We start from the raw sequence: 8,011 nt of genomic DNA on the forward strand, positions 1-8,011 counted from the left end.
GGGGACATGGCCGAGCCGAAAACGCGCCGTCCCCTGGCCGATTCCACGGCGGTGCATGACCAGGTCTACGACTCGATCCGCCAAGCTTTGATCACCGGCAAGATCGCCCCGGGTGTCGGGGTCAGCTTGCGCAGCCTGGCCGCCGAACTGGGTGTCAGCCCCATGCCGGTGCGCGACGCTGTGCGCCGCCTCGTCGCCGAGCGGGCCCTGGCGATCAACCCCGCCAACAAGCGGCTGTCCGTGCCCTCCCTGACCGCCGAGCGGCTGGAGCAACTGGAGCTGGCTCGGCAATGGATCGAGCCGGAACTGGCCGCCCGCGCCGCGCCCAGGGCCGACGAAGCCTTGGTCCGTAAGCTGAAGGTCATCGACCAGGACCTGGAAGAGGCGCTGCGGGTCGGCGACGTCGACGGCTACATGGTCGCCAACCACGCCTTTCACTTCGCCATCTACGAGCGGGCGGGGGCAGAGGTGCTGCTGGCCATGGCCGGCGGTCTGTGGCTGCAGATCGGGCCGTTCATGCGGGTGGTGTTCGGCCGGGTCGGCACCGGCAGCCTGCCGGCCGACCGCCACGCCGAGGCCATGGACGCCCTGAAGGCCAAGGACGCCGACGGCGCCCGCCGCGCCATCGCCGCTGACCTTTCCGAAGGCATGGACAAGATGCGCGCCGCGGTCGGGGCCGGCGCCGGCTTGACAGCGCCACCGCCCACGCAAACTGTGATCACAATTCCATGAGGCCGCCCGCGTGACCGTTCCCGCGTCCATCTCCGAGCAGCTCAAGCGCCTGGCCCTTCCCGGCCGGGCGGTGATCGACGGCGCGCTGGTCGGCGCGATCTCGGGCGGGACCTTCGACAATGTCGGGCCGCGAGACGGCGGGGTGCTCAATCAGGTGTCCGCCTGCGAGGGCGCCGACGTCGAGCGCGCCGTAGCCGCCGCCCGCGCCGCCTTCGAGGACGGCCGCTGGCGCGACCTGCACCCGCGCCAGAAGAAGAAGATCCTGTTCCGCCTGGCCGAGCTGATGGAGCGCGACGCCGAGGACCTGGCCCTGCTGGAAAGCCTGGACGTCGGCAAGCCGATCCGCGACGCCCGCAATGTCGACATCCCGCTCGCGATCAACACCACCCGCTGGTACGCCGAGGCCCTGGACAAAGTCTATGGCGAGGTCGGCGCCTCGCCGGCCGATCGGCTGAGCTTCGCCACCCACGAGCCGCTGGGGGTGATCGGGGCCATCGTGCCGTGGAATTTCCCGCTGCACATGGCGATGTGGAAGGTCGCGCCGGCCCTGGCCATGGGCAACTCCGTCGTCCTCAAGCCGGCCGAGCAGTCGCCCCTGACGGCGCTGAAGCTGGGCGAGCTGGCCCTGGAAGCCGGGCTGCCGCCGGGCGTTCTGAACGTCGTGCCGGGCTTCGGGGCGATCGCCGGCCAGGCCCTGGCGCGGTCGATGGACGTCGACATGATCGCCTTCACCGGCTCGGGCCCCACCGGCCGGCGGCTGATGGAATATGCGGCCCAGAGCAATCTCAAGCGCGTGTCGCTGGAGTTGGGCGGCAAGTCGCCCCAGATCGTCTTCGCCGACTGCCCCGACCTCGACGCGGCGGCCGAAGCCGCCGCCTGGGGCGTGTTCTATAACCAGGGCGAGGTCTGCACCGCCGCCTCGCGCCTGCTGGTCGAGGCCTCGATCAAGGACGAGTTCCTGGAGAAGGTGGTCGCGGTCGCCCGCAGCATCCATGTCGGCGATCCGCTGGACCCCGAGACGGGCTTTGGGGCCATGGTCAGCGAGCGGCAGATGAAGACGGCGCTCGGCTATATCGACAAGGCCCGCGAGGAGGGCGGCGAGCCCGTGCTCGGCGGGACCCAGGTGCGGGCCGAGACGGGCGGCTTCTACGTCGAGCCGACGATCTTCGACGGCGTGAAGCCGGAGCACCGGCTGGCCAAGGAAGAAGTGTTCGGACCCGTCCTGGGCGTGCTGAGCTTCACGGGAGAGGAAGAAGCCTTCGCCCTGGCCAACGACACCGTCTACGGCCTGGCCGCCGGCCTGTGGACCAGCGACATCAATCGCGGGCTCAAGGGCGCGCGGAAACTGAAGGCGGGTCTGGTCTGGGTCAACGGTTGGGACGCCTGCGACATCACCATGCCGTTCGGGGGCTTCAAGCAGTCGGGCTTCGGCCGTGACCGCAGCCTTCATGCGTTGCACAAGTACGCCGACCTGAAGTCGGTGTCCGTGACGCTGAGGTAGCCCCGCCAATGACGAATATGACCGCCCTGAACCTTGTCGAAACCGCCGCCTTCATCGACGGCCTCTGGATCGAGGGCGACGCGACCTTCGCCGTGACCAATCCGGCCGACGGCGAGACGATCGCCGAGGTCGCCGACCTGGGCGGGGCCGAGACGCGGATCGCCATCGAGGCCGCGCACCGGGCCTTCCCGGCCTGGGCGGGCAGGACGGCCAAGGAGCGGGGCGCGATCCTGCGCAAGTGGAGCGACCTGATGCTCGCCCACGCCGACGACCTGGCCCGGCTGATGACCGCCGAGCAGGGCAAGCCGCTGGCGGAGTCGAAGGGCGAGGTGGCCTATGGCGCGTCGTTCATCGACTGGTTCGCCGAGGAGGCCAAGCGCGGCTACGGCCACACCATCCCTACGCCCGACCGCAGCAAGCGCCTGGCCTCGATCAAGCAGCCGATCGGGGTGTGCGCGGCCATCGCGCCGTGGAACTTCCCGATCGCCATGATCACCCGCAAGGTCGGCCCGGCCCTGGCCGCCGGCTGCACCGTGGTGGTCAAGCCGGCCGCCGAGACGCCGCTGTGCGCCCTGGCGATCGCGCGGCTGGCGGTGGAGGCTGGCGTGCCGGCGGGCGTGCTCAACGTCGTCACCGGTACGGACTCCAGCGCCATCGGCAAGGCCCTGTGCGAGGACGGCCGGGTGCGCAAGCTGTCGTTCACCGGCTCGACCCCGGTGGGCAAGATCCTCTACGGCCAGTGCGCCGGCACGATGAAGAAGCTGTCGCTGGAACTGGGCGGCAACGCGCCCTTCATCGTCTTCGACGACGCCGATCTGGAGGCCGCCGTCGATGGCGCGATCGCCAGCAAGTACCGCAACACCGGCCAGACCTGCGTCTGCGCCAACCGCCTGATCGTCCAGGCCGGCATCCACGACGCCTTCGCCAAGCGGCTGGCCGAAAAGGTCGCGGCGATGAAGGTCGGGCCGGGCACGGGCGAGGGGGTCGTGATCGGCCCGCTGATCAACGAGAAGGCCCTGATCAAGGTCGAGAACCTGGTGCAGGAGGCCGTCGAGGCCGGCGCCCGGATCGAGGTCGGCGGCGAGCGCCACGAGCGGGGCGGCCTGTTCTACCAGCCGACCGTGCTGACCGGCGCGACGCCGGACATGCGCCTGTTCAACGAGGAGATCTTCGGCCCCGTCGCCCCGATCGTGAAGTTCCACACCGAGGACGAGGCGGTCACCCTGGCCAACGCCACGCCCTTCGGCCTGGCGGCCTATTTCTACAGCCGCGACGTCGGCCGCTGCTGGCGCGTGGCCGAGGCCATCGAGGCCGGCATGGTCGGCATCAACGAAGGCCTGATCTCCACGGAAGTGGCGCCGTTCGGCGGCGTCAAGGAATCGGGCCTGGGCCGCGAGGGCTCGTCCGAGGGCCTCGATGAGTATTTCGAGACCAAGTACCTGTGCTTCGGCGGGGTGGGATGAGGAACGGTCCCGCCCCTTCCTTATCCTCCCGTCATTCCCGCCCTTGTGGCGGGAACCCCTCTGTCCGCCGCAAGGGCAGGGGTGTGGCGGGCTGGCCCGCCAAGGCGCTTCACGTGCGAGCTGAACCAGGGTTTCCCGCCACAAGGGCGGGAATGACGGGAGTAGGGGGAGGGCGCGGATGATCGCCGAACTCTCCCGCCCTTCGACCCTCGCCGACCTGATCGCCGCCGAGCGCGCGCGGTTCCTGGCCGAGCATCCGCGCAGCGTGGCGATGGCCAAGGCGGCCGCGCAGGTGTGGCGGGGCGGGGTTCCGATGCACTGGATGGGCGACTGGGCCTGTCCTTCGCCGATCTTCGCCGCCCAGGGCGTAGGGGCGCAGGTCACCGACGTCGACGGCAAGCTCTATGACGACTTCTGTCTGGGCGACACGCCGTCGATGTTCGGCCATGGCGACGCCTCGGTGGCGGCGGCCGTGGCGGACCAGGCCCGGCGCGGGGCAGGGTTCATGCTGCCGACCGCCTCGGCGATGATCGTCGGCAAGCTCTTGTCCGAGCGTTTCGGCCTGCCGCTGTGGCAGGCGGCGACCACGGCCAGCGACGCCAACCGCGCGGCGATCCGCTGGGCGCGGGCCGTGACGGGGCGGCCGGTCGTGCTGGTGTTCGACGGCTGCTACCACGGCATGGTCGAGGACGCTTTCGTGGTGCTGAAGGACGGCGCGGCGGTCATGAAGCCCGGCCTGCTGGGCCAGGTGCAGGACCTGACGGCGACCACTCGCGTCGTGCCGTTCAACAATCTCGAAGCGCTGGAAGCGGCCCTGGCCCCCGGCGACGTCGCCGCCGTGCTGGCCGAGCCGGTAATGACCAACTGCGGGATGATCCTGCCGGATGCGGGCTTCCACGACGCCCTGCGCAAGTTGACCCGCGAAGCTGGGACCCTGCTGGTCATCGACGAGACCCACACGATCTCGACCGGCCCCGGCGGCTACACCCAGGCGCATGGCCTGGAGCCCGACGTCTTCGTGCTGGGCAAGGCCGTGGCCGGCGGCGTGCCGGCCGCTGTCTGGGGCGTCACGGCCGAGCTGTCGGCGCGGATGGACGAGGCCCAGGCGCGGATCGGGCCAGGTCAGTCGGGGATCGGCACGACGCTATCGGGCAATGCGCTGGCCATGGCGGCGATGCGCGCCATGCTCTCGGACGTCATGACCGACGCGGCCTATGCCAAGATGCTGGCCGGCGCCGAGCGGCTGGTGGCCGGGCTGCGCGGGGTCATTGCTGCGCGCGGCCTGCCGTGGTCGGTCGTGCATGTCGGGGCGCGGGTGGAGCTGGTCTTCGCCGACCCGCCGCCGCGCGACGCCGCCGCGATGCGCAAAGTTCTGGACCAGGATGCCGTGGAAGCGCTGCATCTGTGGCTGATCAATCGAGGCGCGCTGATCGCGCCTTTCCACAACATGATGCTGGTCTCGCCCGTCACGGACGGCGCGGCGATCGATAGGTTGGCGGCGGCGATCGACGGATTCGCCGAGGCCTTCGGGGAGTTGCAAGCATGAGCGCCGTCGCCGATCCGCAGGAGTGCCGCGACTTCCTCGCCGCCCATCCGCAGGTGAAATATGTCGAGGTGTTCTTCACCTCGATGACCGGAGTGCCGCGCGGCAAGCGCCTGCGTGTGCACGAGCTGCCGGCGATCTACGAGTACGGCCGGTTCCTGCCGGGCTCGATTCTGGTGGTCGACACCGTCGGGGCCGACTGCGAGGACACCGGCCTGGTCTGGGAGGACGGCGACGCCGACCGCAGGGCGCGGCCAGTGCCGGGAACCCTGACCCTGGCCCCGTGGCTGGGGCCGGACGTCGCCCAGGTGATGCTGTCGCTCTACGAGCTGGACGGCGCGCCCAACGACCTCGACCCGCGCCACGTGTTGCAACGGGTGCTCGACCGCTACGCCGCCGATGGCCTGACCCCGGTCGCGGCCTGCGAGCTGGAATACTACCTCGTCGACATCGAGCGCGGCCCGAATGGCGAGCTCTTGCCCGCCAAGTCGGTGCTGACCGGCCAGCGGCCGACCGGCATCCAGGTCTATGGCCTGCCCGAACTGGAGGCCAACGCCCCGTTCCTGCGCGAGCTGTGGGACACGGCCGACACGATCGGGGTTCCTCTCGAAGGCGCGATCTCCGAATTCGCCCCGGGTCAGGTGGAGCTGACCCTAAAGCACAAGCCCGACGCCCTGCGCGCCTGCGACGACGCCCTGCTCTACAAGCGGATGGCCAAGGGCGTGGCCCTGCGCCACGGCTGCGAGGCCACCTTCATGGCCAAGCCCTGGGCCGATCGCGCGGGCAACGGCTTCCACGTGCATGTCAGCTTCAACGACGGCGAGGGGAACAACCTCTGCGCCGACGAGGACACGGAAGGCTCACAGATGCTCAAGCACGCTATCGGCGGCATGAAGCAGCTGCTGGGCGAGGGGATGGCGATCCTGGCGCCGAACGCCAACAGCTATCGCCGCTTCAAGGCCAACAGTTACGCGCCGGTCGCGGCGACCTGGGGCGTCAACAACCGCACCGTCTCGCTGCGCGTGCCGGCCGGACCGGCCCCGACCCGCCATGTCGAGCACCGCGTCGCCGGGGCCGACGGCAATCCGTACCTGGTCATGGCCGTGCTGCTGGCCAGCGCCCACCACGGTCTGACCAACAAGGTCGATCCGGGTCCGGCGGTGGTCGGTGACGGCTATGCGGCCGCCGCCAAGGAGAAGTCGCGCCTGCCGTCCAACTGGTTCGCCTCCGTCGACCTGTTCGATAAGTCCGAGGTGCTGCGCGACTATCTGGGCGACCGCTTCGTGGACATGTTCGTGTCGGTCAAGCGCACGGAACAGGCGCGCTTCTTCGAGGTCGTCACGGAACTGGATTTCGATTGGTACCTCCGCAACGCCTGATGGCGGAGTGGGGCTTGGGTTGAACCGCCGGTGTGGGCCGGGAACGATAAGGGGAGTTTCGAGACCATGAGCACGATCACCCAACGCGGCCTGCAGAAGGCCGCCCTGAGCCGCCGCTCGCTGCTGACCGCCACCGGCGCGGCGGCCATCGGCCTGTCGTTCACCGCCTGCGGCGAGAAGCCGGCGGCCCCGGCCGGCGGCGAAGAGGCCAAGCTGAACTTCTACAACTGGGACACCTATATCGGCGAGACGACGCTGGGCGACTTCAAGAAGGCCACGGGCGTCGACGTGAACATGAGCCTGTTCGCCACCAACGACGAACTGTTCGCCAAGCTGAAGGCCGGCAACCCCGGCTTCGATGTCATCGTGCCGTCCAACGAGTTCGTCACCCGGATGAGCGAGGCGGGCATGCTCGAGCCGCTCGACCACGCCAAGATCCCCAACATCAAGAACATCGACCCGGTGTTCATGAACCCGGAATACGACCCGGGCCGGAAGTTCTCGCTGCCCTATACCTGGCTGGTGCTGGGCATCGGCTACCGCAAGAGCAAGGTGAAGGGCGTTCCCGACAGCTGGAAGTACCTGTTCGACAGCAACCAGTACGCCGGCAAGATCGCCCTGCTGTCGGAAAGCGCCGACCTGGTGCGCCTGGCGGCCAAGTACCTGGGCCACTCGGTCAACGACATCCCGGCCGACATGCTGCCGAAGATCGAGCAGATGCTGATCAAGCAGAAGCCGTTCGTGAAGGCTTTCCACGACGACAACGGCCAGGACCTGCTGCTGTCGGGCGAGGTCGACCTGGTGCTGGAGTACAACGGCGACATCGCCCAGGCGATGAAGGACGACGACGACATCGACTTCGTCGTGCCCAAGGAAGGGTCGTTGATCAACTCCGACACCCTGTGCATCCCGAAGGGCGCGCCGCGTCCGAACAACGCGCACAAGTTCATCAACTACCTGCTGGACGCCCAGGCCGGCGCCGAGATCAGCAAGACCATCCTCTATCCGACGCCCAACGCCGCGGCCAAGGCGCTGATGCCGGACGACTACAAGAACAACAAGGTGATCTTCCCGCCCGCCGACATCATGTCCAAGTGCGAGTACGGGGCCTTCGAGGGGGCGGAAAAGGCCAGCCTCTACGAGGAGATCATCACCCGCGTGCGGGCGGCATAAGACGGCGATCCTCCCCCTCTGGGGGAGGTGGCCCGCAGGGCCGGAGGGGGGACGTTTTCAGCTTCCGCTGAGCGTCTCGCCCTCGCAGCCACGGCCCCCCCCCCCGCCGGCGGCGCCCCCACCCCCCCCCGGGGGCGGGGGGGTGGTGCGGGGAATGAAAACACTGGGAGGAGCCCCAGGGGGGGGGGGGCCCCGCGCCGGGGGCGGGGGCGGGGGGGGG

At 69.4% G+C, this 8,011-nt stretch carries 6 protein-coding genes and 1 pseudogene; all 7 read left to right on the top strand.

The genetic code is table 11. The features are described 5' to 3' along the window. Positions 1–6 precede the first annotated feature (6 nt). The 7 genes and pseudogenes from I4Q42_RS19215 to I4Q42_RS19240 all read left to right on the top strand — a co-directional run bounded on the left by I4Q42_RS19215 (position 7) and on the right by I4Q42_RS19240 (position 7,791). A complete protein-coding gene (locus I4Q42_RS19215; RefSeq protein WP_198577695.1) occupies positions 7–732 on the top strand; it encodes a GntR family transcriptional regulator in 726 nt (241 codons plus the stop codon). Between the two features lie 10 nt (positions 733–742). After that, a complete protein-coding gene (locus I4Q42_RS19220; protein ID WP_198577696.1) occupies positions 743–2,233 on the top strand; it encodes an aldehyde dehydrogenase in 1,491 nt (496 codons plus the stop codon). Between the two features lie 8 nt (positions 2,234–2,241). After that, positions 2,242–3,696 carry an NAD-dependent succinate-semialdehyde dehydrogenase gene (locus tag I4Q42_RS19225; protein WP_198577697.1) on the top strand — a complete coding sequence of 485 codons (1,455 nt, stop codon included), beginning with the start codon at positions 2,242–2,244 and terminating at the stop codon, positions 3,694–3,696. A 29-nt stretch (positions 3,697–3,725) separates the two neighbouring features. Continuing rightward, positions 3,726–3,852 (top strand): annotated as a pseudogene (locus I4Q42_RS26670) (hypothetical protein); the annotation flags it as partial. Between the two features lie 22 nt (positions 3,853–3,874). After that, positions 3,875–5,242, top strand: coding sequence for an aspartate aminotransferase family protein (locus tag I4Q42_RS19230; RefSeq protein WP_198577698.1), 1,368 nt, complete (start codon positions 3,875–3,877; stop codon positions 5,240–5,242). Next, on the top strand, positions 5,239–6,618 hold the full coding sequence (locus I4Q42_RS19235; RefSeq protein WP_198577699.1) for a glutamine synthetase family protein: 1,380 nt from the start codon (positions 5,239–5,241) through the stop codon (positions 6,616–6,618). The genes I4Q42_RS19230 and I4Q42_RS19235 overlap by 4 nt, the downstream gene beginning before the upstream one ends. Positions 6,619–6,684: 66 nt before the next feature. Beyond that, entirely contained in the window at positions 6,685–7,791 is a 1,107-nt protein-coding gene (locus I4Q42_RS19240; protein WP_198577700.1) for an ABC transporter substrate-binding protein, read from the top strand. The last annotated feature ends 220 nt before the right edge of the window (positions 7,792–8,011 follow it).

It is taken from the genome of Caulobacter hibisci (assembly GCF_016135805.1).
In the GTDB taxonomy this organism is placed as follows: domain Bacteria; phylum Pseudomonadota; class Alphaproteobacteria; order Caulobacterales; family Caulobacteraceae; genus Caulobacter; species Caulobacter hibisci.